Raw genomic sequence first — 14,331 nt, 5'->3', positions numbered from 1 at the left:
TTTATGGTCTTGATTTTTTAGTATTGAATTCGAAAATAAAGGCCCGTAGGTTTTCGGCAGCGGCGATTTCCTGTGGTGTCCACGCGGCCGCGGTATTGCGTACAGTTTCCTGCCATAATTTAAACGAAGCCCGCGGGTGGTATTTCTTGCCGTCAGGGTCGAAATTGATCGTTTTGGCCGGATCACCGCCCCAGTTAATGGTGCGTACCGTCTCAGGGCGGAAAACTACGATGAATTCGCCGCTTTCCGGGTTAACTGGAATTGAAAGTAACCCACTTGCAATTTTGGCATGTGGGATTGCTTCATCGAAAACTTCGGGCAGGCTATCGGTGCTGAACCCCTTGCCATCCTGTTTGTTTTGCAGCCACAGGAATAAATTTTCCAACGTATCCTGGTCAGGAACATCGCCTTGCGTGCATAAGACCTGACCTATATTGGCAGCAGCGCCGCTGCTTTTCAACAGGTCTGTTAACCGAACGTCTCCGGCGTCAAAAAGCCCATCCCACAGGTCATCCTTAGCATAAGTTTGCGCTATCAGCTCTGTTTGGAGTTGTTGCAGCTTGCTATCGGCATCATATTGCGCTTTATGGGTAATACTGGAAATACGGTTTGAAATAACCGAAGAAAGCATTTCACAGACAGCGCCTGTTTCGAAGCTCAGGTAATGCGGGCGGACATGGTGGCACGCGATCAAGCCCCAGAGTTTTCCATTATCGATCACACGAATAGACATTGATGCTTTTACATTCATGTTTTTAAGGTACTCCAGATGTACCGCTGCTACGCCACGAAGGTTACAATCAGACAGATCGATGAAAGTGTTGATTACCGGGTTCATCACCGGATAAAGCCTCACCGGAGTGAAATCACGATCAGGGATTAGACGGTAAGGGTTTTTTAAATAAAGGTCACGCGCTTGCCTGGGGACATCGGAGCCTGGGAAAGTATGCCCGAGGTAATGTTCAAGTTCCGGCGCATCTTTCTCCTCTGCGATAACGGTGCCGTTCCAATCTTCGTCAAAACGGTACATCATAATGCCGTCAAAGCCGGTAATTCGGCGCAGTTCATGTATAGCCGCCTGACTTGCGTCTTCAATGGTTTCCGCGGCCTCAATAGCGGCCATTGCGTATTTAACTTCCTCGTAAACACTCGTAAAAGAGCGTTCAGTAGGAAGGTCAGCTTTTTCGATCTCCAGGATGATATACTCCGGCTTAAAATGTGCCAGCGCCATCATTTTTCGCGATTTGAGTGTAATGGTAAGCGGAAATTTTTCTTTTGAATTTTGATCAAAACGCTCGCTGAGCGACTTGATAATGCTGGTATCGGTAAAATCCGAAAATAGTGTACCCGGAATAGACTTCAGGGGTTTTTCAAACAGATCAGAAGCATTTTCGCTAAGTTGCAGAATAGTTAACTGGTCTTTACTCAGCACAAGCAAATAACCATAATCCTGAACAACATTAATATGGTTGAGCGGCAGGCTGCCACAAAATTCGGAATCATAATTTTTTCTCTTAGCCATCAGCCAAATACAAATTAAAACAGGTAGTAATGATATAGCTAAGAAGTATATCAGCAAAAAAGTAACGGCAAACTGATTTCAGGGAATAGCGGATCGGGTGCTAAAATATCTATTTTCCTTTAAGGAAACAATTTCACGCTCACACCAGATAGGAGTATCAGGAAGCCCTTCGGTGCATCAGACCAAGAGTGACATCCTGCGTTTGTTCCAATTGCTCCGATTGGATAAGAGCGGCATAGCTTTCGGCAGTGGATTCGATCTTTCCGTTTACATTGCTCAAGCCTGTCTTGAACAAAAAAAGGGAACGTTGCAGTTCTTTATAATTTTCTGCGTACTGCCTGCGATTTTCCGCCATCTCGGACAACAACCTTTGTATATGTGCTATATCCATTTATTCCTGCTTCAAAATTTACCACATTGTAAACCTTCTCCAATAAAAAAAGTTTTCAAATATTAAATTTCGGGAAAAATGTAGGTCTTCGCTACGAAGAATTACAGGGATAGTTGTAGGAACGCTGGAGCTAATCACAGCAGCTTGTGGCAGTTGATTAAAAGGATAAACTTTCCGTATTACTTCATTAAATATTTGAATAGACTCAAATTAGTCCGGCCTGAGGGCGTTTTTATGCGGCGATAGCCAAGACTGAACTTTATTCATAAAGAAACCGAGATCGAACGGTTTGGCAATATAATCATCTGCATGGCTTTTTCCAGCAATGGCTTCGATGTCATTCTTTGCAGAAATCAGTAACACCGGAATTGTTTTGGTCTTTTGGTTCTGCTTCAATGCCCTGCATAGCAAGTGGCCATATCCATCGCTAAGCCAGTCATCAAGCAGGATTAAATCAGGCTTGACGTCGCCCAATTTATTAAATGAGAGGATATCTGTGGCCGCCTCAACCAAATAACCTTGTTCTTCCAGTATAAAGCGGATTATTTGTAGGATATCATCATCATCATCGACTACAACAATTCTCTTTTTCATGTGCTTTCAAACAAGGTTGTTAATTGGTTTTAGATTGAGGTATTGATTAAACCTATTAGAAGTGAAGTTAATAAATATTGCTTGAAAATAAAATATATAAATTAAAATTAAATTTGAATTTGTGGCTATTCCAGATATCTTTCCAAAAAACAAACATGCATATTCTATTTTAAATGAATCTATTGTGTGTTCAAAACTTTGAAAAAATCTTTCTCATTTTAATTTTTCAAAAACTTTCCCTCCGGATTTTTATTAATTAAAAGTAAAATGAAGTATTCAACTGATTATTTAATTCAAACCTATGAAATCAAAAGTCAATACGGAAACGAGCAAGGGCCGTTTAGCTGGTGAACAAAAAAAGCCGGAAGCATCAAGAGTCCCAACGGTAACACCTGACAACGAAAACGGCGACCCTGGACCTCCTGTAAAACGAGAAACAAAAACTACCACTCAGAAATAATTAATTAAGATCGAATATGAGAAAGAACATTTTAACCGGCTTATTCGTGCTTTCAGTAAGCCTCATCATGGCGTGCAATGGTGATCATTCTGCCAGATCAGGGGAAGACACCGCACAAGCCAAACACGATGCGCCGTCAAATTTAGATACTTCAAAAACGACCAGCGCTACCGGCGATGCATCGACAATCGATAACAGTGCTTCCGGTGGTACTAAAACAAAAAAAGCGGATACCTCTAAAATAGATAGCGTCAAGAGGTAATGTTTGCGAATAATAGTGTATTGCAAATGTATCATGTCGGCAAACGCGGTGAGTTTTCTTTTTCTTGTAATAGGCACGCCGTTTCCTTTGGGAGGGAAATTTTCAATTTACAGGTAGGGGAATTGTAAGAAGTTTAACTGAATAATTAATTTATCAAATCTATGAAAGCTTTAAAATTGATTGCATTTTTTGTAATGAGTGCTTTTGCTTTGACAGCCTGTAATCCGAATGATCGTAATAAGAAACTGAACGGTTCTACAGACACTACCGCAACTTTCAAAGCAGGGAGCGGGGTACAGCCTGATACCAATACGATCAATGACCAGCGAAAAGCTGCCAGGAAAGATACGTTGAAAGGGGATACTAATGGCAATGGCAATGCGGATCCAAGCGGCAGCTCTTCGAAAAGCAATCATTAATGACCTTTTAAAAAGGACCTTAAGGGAAGGATAGTCGAAAACTAAATTTACTAAATGATTATGAAAAAGCTAATTATTATATTATTAGCATCTGCAAATATTGTGATTAGCGGATGCAATTCGAACAAAGACAGTAAAGAAAAAGCTGATAGTACAAATACTCATCAAGACTCGATCCATAACAAACAAACAGGTACTGGCGACTGGGCGATAAGTGCTCCCGACGCCAAATTCGCGGTAGAAGCGGCAACCAGGGGGATGGCCGAAGTGGAACTGGGCAAACTTGCGCAGGAAAAAGGCACTTCTAAAGCAGTAAAGGATTTTGGAAAGATGATGATCGATGATCATTCAAAGGCCAATTTGGAATTAAAAGAACTGGCTAAAAGCAAACGTATTGTCTTACCAGACTCCGTTGGCAAAGAAGAAGCCGAACTAAAAGTTAAGCTTGCCTCGATACCCGCTAATGAATTTAACAAAGCCTATATTGATGCAATGGTGGATGATCATGGAAAGGATATCGCTACCTTTGAAAACGCACGTCATAAGGTAAAATATCCGGAAATGAAGGCGCTTATAGATAAGACCTTACCAATGCTGAAGATGCACCTGGCTACTATCGAAAAAATAAAAATGCAAACGCCCGACTAATATTAGCGGTTCGCAGTTGCAGAATGAGCCTGCAATCATATAGGCTATAACAAATATTGCCGTAGGTCATAAATAATTTATTTCGTTTTTGGTTTCAAAGTTTCATCACATTGGTCTTTTCAAAATGCCTGTTGCTCTAAATTTTGATATGGTGAAGAGATTGAATCCATTTACAAATCGTTGGATTTCTCTGAAATTAAGCGGACAGCTGATAGAGGGTATGAGCGTCTCTCAACTGTTTAGCACCGTTGTTTCCTACGATTGTTATAAATTCATAAGTTAAATAAGCTGAGTTGTTTTTACCCTGGCACGTGGTGATTGTGGTGGATCCATGCTCAAAAGGTAAGCTGAAATGATACACTCAGCCGATCCCGCTCTGACTTCCTGTTCGGACTTCTCCGCGATGCCATAAATAATCTTCTAGTGTAGGTAGTGCCGGTTCCAAAGGCCGAAATGTGGCGGGTATGCTTGGAGTCCATCCGGTATTAACGTTAAATGTGCATTCAAAGTCATCTGACTTAAGACCCATGAACTGATCTTTTATACGCACTGTTATCTGTTGCGGCGCTGCATAGTTTGCATTCCTATAAAAATTCACTTAAAAATCGGGCCATAAAAAAAGGGATACCTTCCGGCATCCCCTCGTTAATCACAATTTTGCGGATGATTATTCTACTTCTGCGGCGGCGGCTTGGTTCACGTAATTTTCGGCTACTTGGGTCAACAGGGAATCGGCATTTTTTTCTTCGGCTAAGGTCTCATCCAGCAGGCTTTGTGCTTCGCTAAAACCCAAAGTTCCGGCCAGCGTACGCAGTGTGCCGTAAGAGGCGATCTCATAGTGTTCCACTTTTTGCGCGGCCGAAATAATAGCTACGTCACGTACTTCGGTACCTTTGTCGGTATCTTCCAGTAATTCAGACGCTTCCTTCAGCAAGCCTTCCATCGCCAGGCATTTCTTTGCAGCGGCTTTTTCACCTATTGATTCAAATACGCTTTCTAAGCGGGTGATCTGACCTTTGGTTTCCTCCAGGTGCGTGCTGATGGTGTTTTTAAGGTCCTCTGAAGTGGCGCCCTTAATCATTTTCGGTAAGGCAGTCGCCAGGTGTTTTTCCGCCCAATAAATATCTTTTAATTCGTCAACGAATAATTCCTTTAACGCACTCTCTGCTTCAGGGGTGCGGCTCACATTTTTGCTTGCTTTTGTTTTCATGGTATTCAGATTTAATAATGTACACAACCTATGCAAATAGCATTCCAAAAGTGGCTATTTCCGGATCGCGCTGATTTCCCCGTTGCGTTCCATGTAAACTTTTTTTATTTTTTCCATATCCTCGGTCAAAGCCGATTTTCTCACGCCTTGCATTAGGTCTTCTTCGCAGATTAGAGCCCTTTTCATGTGTTCTTTTAAGAACACACCGTCTTCAAATAGCAAGATCTTTTCGCCTTCCACCACGCGGCCGAATTTCTTACTCGCCGCGATCAGCCGGCCTACGGCGCGGTGTAGCAGCACGATCACCAGGCAACAAACAACGACTGGGATAAGGGGAGAGGCGCCGACCACAGCCCGGCTCATTATGGCGCCCAGCGAAACGGCGATGATGTTATCCAGCGCCGTCCGCATCCCGAATGACCGGCGGCCCGAGATGCGAATCAGCACCAGCATGATCAGAAACATCAGGGCACCTCGGCTGCTCATTTGCAGCACGCTCAACTTTTCACCCTCTCCAAAAAGTTTAACTAATATTTCCATTCGCAATAAGTTTTGGGCCTGCTTGGCGCTCAGCCGGGCGGTCACCCGGATAAGCTTGCCGGCCTGTTGATCATAATTTTTAAAGATGTATTCCGGCTGATTTAAATGGCCTTTGGCTTTCCCTGTCTGCAGCGCTTTAAAATCTGGAAACAATTGCAAAGTATCCGTGACACCGACCATGCTTTCATCGCGCATTGTCCTACCGTCCCGCCCGTTCTGCTCGCAATGGATAGCGTCGGTAATCCCAAAATCCGCCAGTTAGATCAGGAATGATCCGTATTATCCACAAATGACATCCAGCGGATCCCTTTACCCGTGTGAGCACGCCGGATATTCTATTGAGGCGGAAGCGTTTCTTTTTTTATCTAAATCGATATTTCAACGAAGGCCGTCGAGCTTTCGTTCATGACTATAAGAAATTTATTCTTCATATTTTTCGGTTTTATAATCTTTTACAAACTCGTTGTAGTATTGTTTTGTTCTGGCAGCATAGCGTTGTGCGTAGGCGATCACTGCTTCCTGCCATCCGAGGTCCAGCCCAAATGCTATCAGTTCGTCCAAAGTTCCTGAACCCTGCCTCCCGCCGCTGCGCAATTGCGCCGAAGCGGTCAGTGCCGCCATATCGTCTATAACCCGATACATATCGCGGTAATCTTTTAATAACCTGAACTTGATGCTATCCTTGACCGGCTGCAGTTCCTGGATAATAAAAGCATCATTTTGAAAGACAGTCGTGCTAAGCAACGCTGCCGGTACATTTTGCATCCGTTGCTGCACGCCGATCACCCTCGCCGCTTCTGTATCCCATGCGAGTTGCTGTACCGGTACAAAAGGTATTGCCGAAGAAGCCCGCGCCTGCTTCATATCCAATAGTAAATATTGATTTTTGGCATTGGTGCTTTTCAGTAAGAACAAATACCGCTTGACTCCAATGCTGCCCGTGCCTGCCAGACGAAAAACAACGCTTTGTACTTCATAATTATAGGGGCCGTCACTACTGGTTTCAATCCATTCCTGGATATGAGCTTTCAAAGCTTTTCGAAGCGGTCGATCCAGCTTAAAATGCCGTTCATCTTCCAGCGAAAGCATGATGCTTTTCTTTTTACTGACCGTGCGTTTTTTGAGCAGGTCATGATAGGTGCTTTTGGTGGCTCTGGTCAGAAAATCATGAACAATGCCTTTGGCGGTCCGCGGTTCTATGCTGATCGCCCTGCCCTTCGCCAGGGTGGCCGAATAGGTCTTTAAGAATAAACGCGCCATCTTCAGCGCCTTTTTCTCTTCAAAGCCAAGGTTATCGAAAGCGATAAAAATGCTGGTGACCATACGCACGGTTTCATAACTGGCCGGCGCCAGCAGCGCCTCGTCAAAATCATTCAGGTCAAAGTACACCAGCTTGTTATCACCTCTATAGCTCCCGAAATTCTCGATATGCAGGTCGCCGCAGATCCAGGCTAGCGGCGATAGTGGCAAGGGTTCGGCAACTGCCAGGTCTTCGTAAAACAAGTGGCAGGTTCCCCGGAAAAAACGAAACGCATTTTCTGCCATCGCCTCGTATTTTAATTTAACTTTATCCGGCAACAAGCCTTGATTAAAAGATTTCAGACGTTCTTTCAGTTTCATTTGGTTTTCAATTGGCGCCTCCCGGATTTACGATAGTGGTTTTCCTCCGCGGCATCGATCGAATGCGTCCGGGTCAGGTCATTATCTTCTTCGGCCAGGGTAGATAGCTGTGCATAAAAATGATGCAGGCGGTCCAGTTCCTTCTCGGTGAGGTTCTCGCTATCCACGAGACGGTTGCTGCTACCCTCGTGCGAGGCTAGTAACTCGTTCAACTTTAGGTGAATGGCTTTTGAATCTTTGTTCTGGGATTTCTGAATTAGGAATACCATCAGAAAGGTCACAATGGTCGTCCCTGTGTTGATGACCAGTTGCCAGGTTTCCGAATAGTGGAACAGTGGTCCGGTCACTGCCCAGACCACCACGATCGCAACGGCTATGATAAACGCTGCCGAACTTCCGGCTGCCGCAGTAGCCCAATTGGAAAAAGCCTCAAAAAAACCTTCTTTCTTTTTCATAACCAATGCATATGAATTGTGCTGTTGCCGGGTACCGTGAATTCCTGATGACCGTTTTTTACTTTTTTGCCGCTGAGTAAAGTCATCTTTGTTTTTACAGTAAATGTTGGCAGCGCTTTTTTACCTGTTTTTAGAATCAGCATGCGGCAGTGAAGGCGCTCATCTCCTTTAACGCTGAAGCTGAGCCGGCCGGAGCTGTGACTGAAATGCGCGTTCGGATAATCCAGAAAGATCCAAAAATCTTCGCCCGGTACCCGGTAAAAATGTCGGGGGATGATTCCAAAAGCCACGCCCGCTCCGTAAACTTCCTGTCCGACTGTGCCGGACTGTTCCCAACCGTCGTGCATATCCTCGATCGCGATCCATAATTTATGATCGACTTGCCCGGTCTTTACCTTTTCGGACAACATTTCCTTTGGCAAATTGGGCGGATAATAATATGGGGCCCGGTTTACCACGTAGCGCAGGAACTCCGGCAACAGAATATTTACCGCTGGCAGGACAGCTTGATTTTCTGCATAAAGCAAGAAATTATGAAGCGCTGCAAATACTTCCTGTTCTTCGTAAGCCGCCGTATAAGGGGCGTCGTTCAAAGGAAATACTGCAAAAAAGGTAGGATAGTTTCTGGCGTAGCCGTAATCGCAATCCCATAACTGCATATTCTTCAAAAGGTTAGCCAGGCATACATAGGCCAGGTTCAGATACAGCTGCTCTTTGGTTTCCAGATATAACCACAGCATCGCATTGGCGCCAAACGCTGTGTTATTAGCCTGGTAAAACAGGTCGAAACCTTTACCCTGCAGGGTTTTAGCCGCCCGTTTGGCTTCGAGCAGGTACCTGTTCATCCGAGTGAGCTGCCACGCATGCAGCATCACCAGCGCGTAAAGCCCGGCGACATCCTTTTCTCCGCCTTTGCCGGGCTGGGTCTCCGCTTTGACTGCTTCCAGCGTTTCCATGTGATATAACACGGGCCACTCATAATTAAAATGCCGGGCGACCCGGATAGTATAATCCAGGGAATCTAAAAACAGTTTTTTCCCTTGCTGATCGCCTCGAATGGCCAGCCGCCCTAAATTAAGTAAAGGATGATGCAGGTACCAGGAATCCATCACGTTGGGTTGTAACTGTTCCTCCTCGCCGTTCAACTGACCGGCTAGAGCGGGCAGAAAGCGAACAACTGTTTTCAGTCTTTTGCTATAAAATCCTTCCAGCCCATTTCGGATTTTTTGGATCGCTGGCAATTCAGTCTTGCACCAGTCGTAGTAATCTGTCAGCGGCATTAACACCGCAAGTTGTACCATCAATTCCGGCGGTGTCTGGTAATCGGCAACATAGGCATTCAGGTAGTCCTGTCCCGCGCCGTGCGACCAGCAGCCGTGACTGAATTCCAGGTCGTGCAATCCTTTGCCGACCATCTCCGGCCAGGGATAATATCGGGTTTCGGGTTTCGGCAGTACCAGATAGATATCCGCCAACAGCTCTAAAAATTGTCTGGCCTGTGCCAGTTCATCTTTGGGATACTCCGGATCAAAAGCGATGAAGGCATCAGATAGCACTACTTCCCGATGTGCCGGGATCGCTTTATTATTTAAGGTCGGCGGTAATGCAAAGCCCAGTTCCGGCCAGCTTCCGCCCACCGTATCGCCTAAAGAGGTTTCCGTTAGCCGGGCATAATCATTTAACGCGGTCAAATTCTGGAAATACAGCAAGGCTCCGCTTTGGGGCCGGTCCAGCGTAACATACTGCAAGCCAGAACGGGCTCCTACCTGACTTACAAGAAGTGTTCCCGCCATTTCCTGGCTTTCGCTGTCAGGCCCGGTGATAACCATGTCCCGAGGCCAAAAAGGGAACAATAACGGCTTATGGGTTTTTATGAGCGTCTGGTAGTGGATGATGGGCTTCTCCCGTGCCGGAAAGTTCACCAACACCGTGTAATCGCCGATTGAACCTTTCAGATGAAGGGATAGACCAAGTTCGTGTTTGCTTACGCGGGTAATTTCCAGGTGGTCATTAGGTGCGTAAGCTGGCCGGAGGACAATCTGTACGCCTTTGGGACAGGTCACGCATATCCATAAGGAATTATTGAGATGATGGAGGTGGACCGCATAACCAGCCAGATCAAATTTAAATATGGCCGGAAGATCCTGCCCATGAAATAAATTTTGTACCGCTATAGTCCAGGGTGAAAGTCCTTGCATAATCAGCGTAAGGTTGTAAAGTGTGTTATATAACTAAAGCATTAAATTTTTTGTTTTAAAATTTACTGATAATTAAATCTTTTAATTAAAAAACATATCTCAGCGCCTGTGGTTGTAAAAATAGTACGATCCTTTCCACGGAGCCGATCTCTATCCAATCACCATTAAATTTTACAATTATGTTTCACCACGTTAAAGAATTACAATTCAATGCGCGGGTTTCCAAACCCGACCCCCGGTTCGCCAACTTATTACTGGAACAGTTCGGCGGGGAGAACGGCGAACTGGCCGCGGCTATGCAGTATTTCACTCAGGCTTTTGGAGCCAAAGTCCCGCACCCTGACAAATACGATATGCTGATGGATATTGCCACTGAAGAGTTCAGCCATCTCGAGATCGTGGGGGCGACTATTCAGATGCTGCTCAAAGGCGTTAACGGCGAGCTGAAAAATGCAGCTGATAGTTCTGAAATTATGCAGGTGATGAACGGAAAGGCCGCCAAAGAGGATATTATCCACCAGGCTGTCTTTGCTAACCCGCAATTCGGGATCATTACCGGCGGCGGGGTCACTCCGCGCAATAGTCAGGGCATCCCCTGGTGCGCTTCTTACATTAATTCCAACGGTGACCTCACGGTCGATTTACGTAGTAATCTGGCTTCCGAATCCAGGGCGAAACTGGTCTACGAACACCTGATGAAGTTTACGGATGACCCGTATATCCATGAAACGCTGTCCTTTTTGATGACCCGCGAGGTGACTCATTACAAAATGTTTGAAGCGGCGTTGGAAAGCATCCAGCCCAATTTCCCGCCGGCAGTTTTGGCCGCAGATCCGCGATACCTGCAAAATGCCTATAATATGTCTGAAGGCACCATACGAGGTCCGTGGAATGAAGGCGAGATCAAAGGCATGGGCAAGGATTTTGTATATGTAGAAGATCCAATCGCGCAGGCGAAGGAAACTGAGGGGCAGACCAAGCTTGCGGAGGAGTTCACGAAGGAGTTGAAGACCAGAGATAAAACGGATAAGCAAATGAGCGCGGAAAAAAGTGGGGAGGTAAAAAACTCAGAACCCGATGGCGTGGCGCAATGGAGTACCTATTAAGAGAAAAGGAAGTATTTTCCGGCAAGAGGACGGCCGCAAGGCCGTTTTCTTAAAACCACTAATCGAAGCCACCGCCATTTTATACACTGATCTTAAATGATTTGCAGCCAAGACCGGGCCGGTGCAGCATCATTTGTACAAGGTCTCTGAATCCAGGCGTATTTGACATACTTATTCAAAGTATATACTTTTGATCGCCGCCTCCGTGCAGCGCCGTCTTCTTTTTTACGATTTATATTATCATGGAACAAAAGATCGCAGAGTGCGCCAAATTGCTGGCGGAACAGAAATTGCGAATTGCATTCGTGGAGAGCGCCACAGCGGGATGGCTTTGTTCGGAATTTGCCCTGACAGAGGAATCAGGGCAGGTACTCGAGGGTGGCATCATCTGTTATAATGCAGATCTGAAGGAAAGCCTGCTGGGAGTACCCCGCGAACTGCTTGAAAAATATACGCCAGAATCTCAGGAAGTCACCGATGAGCTGGCGCGGCGGTTGGGGAAACTCATCCCGGCAGACATTTTTGTAGCAGTGACAGGACTAACTACGCCAGGTGGCAGCGAAAATGTCAAAAAGCCGGTAGGTACTATGTTCGTTACTGCCCTCGTCAGTGACCGCTTAGTCTCGAGTCGTTATGAATTTAAAGGCAGCTGCGAAGAGATTATCAAGCAAACGATCATTGCCACGGCAGCGCTGGTTATCGGTCTCTTTTAAAGGTCAAGCTTTTTACGGCGACAATCGCTTTCAGGAATTTCGGCCAGTACCCGCCGTACTTTTAAAGGCGAAATGCGGGGTGAGCCGCGTTTAAAACTGAGCCACGGGCCGTGAGTCCGCGCGTAGTTATTTCACAGTCGCTTTCGGTATAGTTGAAGATCATTTCTTTTTACAGATTAAATAGAAGCCTAATGCCATTCCGGCAACCAAAACGCCGGCGATATATTTTCGATGCGATTTGGGTTTACCCGGCAAACCGAAACCGCCGTGTGTACTCAGGCCGTAATCTACGGTCGTGAACACATTGCCGTCGGTGAGTGCGATCGGATCAGCCGACTTTAGGTATCTGCGCATGACCGATCCTGTCATTTTGGTCATTAATTCCGGTAAAGCAGCATGGCCTATTTTCAGTAACATTGATACGCTGCCGACATAGGTATTAGCACGCGGATCGGCAGCTACCTTTACCATGGCCTGGGCCAGCCGGAACGGGTCATATACCGGAGGAGCAGGCTTTAAAACTTTAGCGGTATAATTGCCGGCGTGCTGAATGCCAGGTGTATCTAAAAACGCGGGGAACAGGTCGCAGACGTGAATGTCCGGCCATTCCGATAATTCGCCCTTCAAAGCTTCCGACCAGCCGCGTAAGCCGAATTTGGCAGCAGTATATCCCGCGCCGTAAGGCACCGGCAGAAAGCCACCGATAGAGATGTTATTGATGATCGTGCCATAACCCTGTGCTTTAAATATCGGCAGTACGGCGTGCGCCCCGTTCATATATCCCAGCAGATTGGTTTGAATCACCTGTTCGTGTACCGCCATCGGCGTTTTATCAAAATCGCCTGCAGCAAGGACCCCGGCATTATTTAGCCAGACATCGATTTTTCCCTGCCAGTCGTTGGCAGCGTTTGCCAAAGCGATCATCGCTTTGCTGTCGCTGGTATCCGTCGCCACGATAAGGACTTTTGCGCCTAATGCCTCGCAATCGATCTTCACCTCCTCAAGAGCTGCTTCGTTCCGGGAAGCCAGTACCAAATAAGTTTGGTATTTCGCAAATTCAAGGGCGGCAGCGCGTCCTGCACCGCTGGATGCCCCTGTGATAAGGATGGTTTTTCCCTGTAATTTTTCTTGCTTGCTCATTGATCGTAGGTTAGTTTGGACAAAATTTCCTGAACCGAAAAACGCGCGCCGCAGACGAATTCATCCGCCGCCCCATAATAAATGGTGAGCTGATCCCCGTCCACGATATGTCCGTTAGTAAAAACGACATACCCGAAGAAACCGCTGAGTTCATAGGCTTCGGTCGGCACCATGATCGGATCTTTTGTGCGACCAATTACTTTCGACGGATCGTTCAGGTCCATTACGAAAGCGCCGAGACAGTATTGGTGCTCGGCATTAGCACCATGATAAATTTCCAGCCAGCCATGTTCGGTGCGGATTGGTGCGGCGCCTGCACCCACACGGGCGCTGTCCCACATTCCGGGACGGGTTTTGATGATACACTGGTGGTTTCCCCACTGGCGGGTATCAGAAGATTCAGCCAGCCAGATATAATTGCCGCCGATCTCCTTACTGCTCGGGCGGTGGAGGCAATAATATTTATCTTGTATCGTTTCTTCGAAAATGGCGCAATCTTTATTGTGGGGTGGCAGGATCATACCGCCGGATTGGAAATGCTGCCAGTCTTTGGTTGTTTTCAAACCTACGCCAACCCCGCTGTCGGACACAGCGGTATAGGTCAGGTAATACGTATCATCGATCTGTGTAACCCGGCAATCCTCGATACCGAAACGTTCGAGATAGCCCTGGCCGAACAGCGAGGCTTTTGCCTCGGGCTCCGAAAAACGGATGCCGTCGTCGCTGCGCAATAAGCGTAAATGTGAAACGGTGGTCAAATAATCCAGGCCTTTATAACTGATCACCCGCGCATCGGTGGCGATCAGGTTGGGGTCGTTCAGCGGCACCTCGATGATCTCGGTGTTCCCGGTAGCGTTCAGCGCGGGGAAAAAGATGACCCCTTCTTTTTGCGCTACGCCCTCCGCTACGCGGACGAGCAGCCAGGTTTTTTCCTCAAAACGGAAAACGCCGGGGTTGAGCAGACTGATGACCTGCAAGCCATCCTGGCTTGGCTTCAGGTCTTTGGGCAGCAGCAGCGGATTTTCCGGGAAACGTTTGGCGATATCTTTCATG

The 14,331-nt window shown here is 46.5% G+C and carries 16 protein-coding genes; 6 read left to right on the top strand and 10 right to left on the bottom strand.

What is annotated here, in order from left to right; genetic code table 11:
* Position 1: 1 nt before the first annotated feature.
* The 3 genes from MTO98_RS30930 to MTO98_RS30920 all read right to left on the bottom strand — a co-directional run bounded on the left by MTO98_RS30930 (position 2) and on the right by MTO98_RS30920 (position 2,507).
* Positions 2 to 1,522: a GAF domain-containing protein gene (locus tag MTO98_RS30930; protein WP_243483125.1), complete on the bottom strand. Its 1,521-nt coding sequence runs from the start codon at positions 1,520 to 1,522 to the stop codon at positions 2 to 4.
* A gap of 157 nt (positions 1,523 to 1,679) precedes the next feature.
* Positions 1,680 to 1,877, bottom strand: coding sequence for a hypothetical protein (locus tag MTO98_RS30925; RefSeq protein WP_243483122.1), 198 nt, complete (start codon positions 1,875 to 1,877; stop codon positions 1,680 to 1,682).
* A gap of 246 nt (positions 1,878 to 2,123) precedes the next feature.
* Positions 2,124 to 2,507, bottom strand: a complete 384-nt coding sequence (locus MTO98_RS30920) for a PleD family two-component system response regulator (protein WP_243483120.1) — start codon at positions 2,505 to 2,507, stop codon at positions 2,124 to 2,126.
* A gap of 301 nt (positions 2,508 to 2,808) precedes the next feature.
* Between MTO98_RS30920 and MTO98_RS30915 the strand changes: the two genes are divergently transcribed.
* The 4 genes from MTO98_RS30915 (at position 2,809) to MTO98_RS30900 (ending at position 4,296) form a co-directional block, all read left to right on the top strand.
* Complete coding sequence (locus MTO98_RS30915) at positions 2,809 to 2,967, top strand: hypothetical protein (protein ID WP_243483118.1); 159 nt, start codon at positions 2,809 to 2,811, stop codon at positions 2,965 to 2,967.
* 16 nt (positions 2,968 to 2,983) lie between these two features.
* Complete coding sequence (locus tag MTO98_RS30910) at positions 2,984 to 3,229, top strand: hypothetical protein (protein WP_243483116.1); 246 nt, start codon at positions 2,984 to 2,986, stop codon at positions 3,227 to 3,229.
* A gap of 161 nt (positions 3,230 to 3,390) precedes the next feature.
* Positions 3,391 to 3,648: a hypothetical protein gene (locus MTO98_RS30905; protein ID WP_243483113.1), complete on the top strand. Its 258-nt coding sequence runs from the start codon at positions 3,391 to 3,393 to the stop codon at positions 3,646 to 3,648.
* A gap of 60 nt (positions 3,649 to 3,708) precedes the next feature.
* Entirely contained in the window at positions 3,709 to 4,296 is a 588-nt protein-coding gene (locus MTO98_RS30900) for a DUF4142 domain-containing protein (RefSeq protein WP_243483111.1), read from the top strand.
* A gap of 667 nt (positions 4,297 to 4,963) precedes the next feature.
* Here the strand turns inward: MTO98_RS30900 and MTO98_RS30895 are convergent.
* The 5 genes from MTO98_RS30895 to MTO98_RS30875 all read right to left on the bottom strand — a co-directional run bounded on the left by MTO98_RS30895 (position 4,964) and on the right by MTO98_RS30875 (position 10,319).
* The gene (locus MTO98_RS30895) at positions 4,964 to 5,506 is read right to left on the bottom strand and encodes a ferritin-like domain-containing protein (protein ID WP_243483109.1); all 543 of its coding nucleotides are present in this window, start codon (positions 5,504 to 5,506) and stop codon (positions 4,964 to 4,966) included.
* Positions 5,507 to 5,560: 54 nt separating this feature from the next.
* Positions 5,561 to 6,241 carry a DUF421 domain-containing protein gene (locus MTO98_RS30890; protein ID WP_243483107.1) on the bottom strand — a complete coding sequence of 227 codons (681 nt, stop codon included), beginning with the start codon at positions 6,239 to 6,241 and terminating at the stop codon, positions 5,561 to 5,563.
* Positions 6,242 to 6,466: 225 nt separating this feature from the next.
* Positions 6,467 to 7,666: a DUF2252 domain-containing protein gene (locus MTO98_RS30885; RefSeq protein ID WP_243483105.1), complete on the bottom strand. Its 1,200-nt coding sequence runs from the start codon at positions 7,664 to 7,666 to the stop codon at positions 6,467 to 6,469.
* Positions 7,663 to 8,121 (bottom strand): low affinity iron permease family protein, encoded by a 459-nt coding sequence (locus MTO98_RS30880; RefSeq protein WP_243483103.1) that lies wholly within the window; start codon positions 8,119 to 8,121, stop codon positions 7,663 to 7,665. Before MTO98_RS30880 ends, MTO98_RS30885 begins: the two co-directional genes overlap by 4 nt.
* On the bottom strand, positions 8,118 to 10,319 hold the full coding sequence (locus MTO98_RS30875) for a hypothetical protein (protein WP_243483102.1): 2,202 nt from the start codon (positions 10,317 to 10,319) through the stop codon (positions 8,118 to 8,120). The genes MTO98_RS30880 and MTO98_RS30875 overlap by 4 nt, the downstream gene beginning before the upstream one ends.
* 179 nt (positions 10,320 to 10,498) lie before the next feature.
* Between MTO98_RS30875 and MTO98_RS30870 the strand changes: the two genes are divergently transcribed.
* Both MTO98_RS30870 and MTO98_RS30865 read left to right on the top strand, forming a co-directional pair.
* On the top strand, positions 10,499 to 11,425 hold the full coding sequence (locus MTO98_RS30870; RefSeq protein WP_243483100.1) for a manganese catalase family protein: 927 nt from the start codon (positions 10,499 to 10,501) through the stop codon (positions 11,423 to 11,425).
* Positions 11,426 to 11,667: 242 nt separating this feature from the next.
* The gene (locus tag MTO98_RS30865) at positions 11,668 to 12,138 is read left to right on the top strand and encodes a CinA family protein (protein WP_243483098.1); all 471 of its coding nucleotides are present in this window, start codon (positions 11,668 to 11,670) and stop codon (positions 12,136 to 12,138) included.
* Positions 12,139 to 12,297: 159 nt separating this feature from the next.
* On the opposite strand, the gene MTO98_RS30860 is transcribed toward MTO98_RS30865, so the two are convergent.
* Positions 12,298 to 13,278, bottom strand: a complete 981-nt coding sequence (locus MTO98_RS30860; RefSeq protein ID WP_243483095.1) for an SDR family oxidoreductase — start codon at positions 13,276 to 13,278, stop codon at positions 12,298 to 12,300.
* A complete protein-coding gene (locus MTO98_RS30855) occupies positions 13,275 to 14,330 on the bottom strand; it encodes a glycoside hydrolase family 130 protein (RefSeq protein ID WP_243483093.1) in 1,056 nt (351 codons plus the stop codon). Before MTO98_RS30855 ends, MTO98_RS30860 begins: the two co-directional genes overlap by 4 nt.
* Between the last annotated feature and the right edge of the window lies 1 nt (position 14,331).

The sequence above is a fragment of the Mucilaginibacter sp. SMC90 genome (genome assembly GCF_022811725.1).
Taxonomy (GTDB): Bacteria; Bacteroidota; Bacteroidia; order Sphingobacteriales; family Sphingobacteriaceae; genus Mucilaginibacter.
This window is presented reverse-complemented; position numbering and strand designations above follow the sequence as displayed.

Excerpts from the sequence above, each read along its gene's own strand:
- MTO98_RS30865 (WP_243483098.1), top strand. The coding sequence starts at position 11,668 with ATGGAACAAAAGATCGCAGAGTGCGCCAAATTGCTGGCGGAACAGAAA.
- MTO98_RS30930 (WP_243483125.1), bottom strand. The coding sequence starts at position 1,522 with ATGGCTAAGAGAAAAAATTATGATTCCGAATTTTGTGGCAGCCTGCCG.
- MTO98_RS30905 (WP_243483113.1), top strand. The coding sequence starts at position 3,391 with ATGAAAGCTTTAAAATTGATTGCATTTTTTGTAATGAGTGCTTTTGCT.
- MTO98_RS30880 (WP_243483103.1), bottom strand. The coding sequence starts at position 8,121 with ATGAAAAAGAAAGAAGGTTTTTTTGAGGCTTTTTCCAATTGGGCTACT.
- MTO98_RS30895 (WP_243483109.1), bottom strand. The coding sequence starts at position 5,506 with ATGAAAACAAAAGCAAGCAAAAATGTGAGCCGCACCCCTGAAGCAGAG.
- MTO98_RS30870 (WP_243483100.1), top strand. The coding sequence starts at position 10,499 with ATGTTTCACCACGTTAAAGAATTACAATTCAATGCGCGGGTTTCCAAA.
- MTO98_RS30860 (WP_243483095.1), bottom strand. The coding sequence starts at position 13,278 with ATGAGCAAGCAAGAAAAATTACAGGGAAAAACCATCCTTATCACAGGG.
- MTO98_RS30900 (WP_243483111.1), top strand. The coding sequence starts at position 3,709 with ATGAAAAAGCTAATTATTATATTATTAGCATCTGCAAATATTGTGATT.
- MTO98_RS30910 (WP_243483116.1), top strand. The coding sequence starts at position 2,984 with ATGAGAAAGAACATTTTAACCGGCTTATTCGTGCTTTCAGTAAGCCTC.
- MTO98_RS30885 (WP_243483105.1), bottom strand. The coding sequence starts at position 7,666 with ATGAAACTGAAAGAACGTCTGAAATCTTTTAATCAAGGCTTGTTGCCG.
- MTO98_RS30915 (WP_243483118.1), top strand. The coding sequence starts at position 2,809 with ATGAAATCAAAAGTCAATACGGAAACGAGCAAGGGCCGTTTAGCTGGT.
- MTO98_RS30920 (WP_243483120.1), bottom strand. The coding sequence starts at position 2,507 with ATGAAAAAGAGAATTGTTGTAGTCGATGATGATGATGATATCCTACAA.
- MTO98_RS30925 (WP_243483122.1), bottom strand. The coding sequence starts at position 1,877 with ATGGCGGAAAATCGCAGGCAGTACGCAGAAAATTATAAAGAACTGCAA.
- MTO98_RS30855 (WP_243483093.1), bottom strand. The coding sequence starts at position 14,330 with ATGAAAGATATCGCCAAACGTTTCCCGGAAAATCCGCTGCTGCTGCCC.
- MTO98_RS30875 (WP_243483102.1), bottom strand. The coding sequence starts at position 10,319 with ATGCAAGGACTTTCACCCTGGACTATAGCGGTACAAAATTTATTTCAT.
- MTO98_RS30890 (WP_243483107.1), bottom strand. The coding sequence starts at position 6,241 with ATGCGCGATGAAAGCATGGTCGGTGTCACGGATACTTTGCAATTGTTT.